The sequence below is a fragment of the Blautia difficilis genome (assembly GCF_014297245.1).
GTDB lineage: Bacteria > Bacillota > Clostridia > Lachnospirales > Lachnospiraceae > Blautia_A > Blautia_A difficilis.
In genome coordinates this window covers 1-887 of the sequence record NZ_JACOQG010000088.1, presented here as the reverse complement: position 1 = coordinate 887, position 887 = coordinate 1, and the positions used below count along the sequence as shown (strand labels likewise).

At 40.8% G+C, this 887-nt stretch carries 1 pseudogene; it reads right to left on the bottom strand.

The annotated features are described in order from the left end of the window. A pseudogene (locus H8Z82_RS16940) lies at nucleotides 1–409 on the bottom strand (IS200/IS605 family accessory protein TnpB-related protein); the annotation flags it as partial. Between the last annotated feature and the right edge of the window lie 478 nt (nucleotides 410–887).

The following is an 887-nucleotide window of genomic DNA, read 5'->3' as shown; positions in this document are numbered from 1 at the left end:
TCCCTTCGCGGTACATCACATCCCGGTAAAAGACCGGCATGGCATGGTTTTCACAGGTAAAATTCGGTTTCCCGGAGAGTTCTCCCGCTGCCTCCCACTGTTCCATCCGGCTTTCATAGGACGATACACTTCCCAGTGCATGCTGGATGGCAGCTCTCCTAAGATAAGAAGGCATCTTCGGGAAATGGATGTCAAAATCAAAGCGAGCATGGTTCTTTTTCGTTGTGTGAATCAGATGTTCTGCTGCATTAAAGCGTTTTTTTGCTTCCGGGATCATTTTCAGTTCTGCCCACACCTGTTCATAGATTTCCGTCAGATAGCTGACAGCCTGACGATAGATTTCCAGTGTCTGGCGGATTGGGATATTCTGTTTTCGTATTTCCACACCATAACTGGATACCGTCTGCATTTTCTTCTCCTCTGAACTGTTTTTTTATTTTGTGCTATGAACAAATTGTACCATAGGTATCTTATTCTGTAAACATACGTTCTTTTTTTAACAAAAAAATTGCGCCTCTAACTCATCACTACTACAATATATTTATGGGTAATCCCCTTACTTCCAGTAAGGATTTATCCATCTCATTACTTAAACTGTTAGAATGTAGGATGCAATGGTATATCGACTTCATCACTTGGACCTCGCGTCCGTACTTTAGACTGATAACCGGCTCCTCATTCACAGTGTTCGTTTTATGCAGGTTGAATCACATTAGGTGCATTCGTGTCACACACAGTAGTTTGAACAGGTAATGAGTAAAACTGGTATTTATCCATTGTAATATTTTTTAAGGAGTGATAAATTTATGAACGCAGTAGGTATCGATGTTTCAAAAGGTAAAAGTATGGTTACAATTCTGAGACCATTTGGGGAGATTGTATCCTCT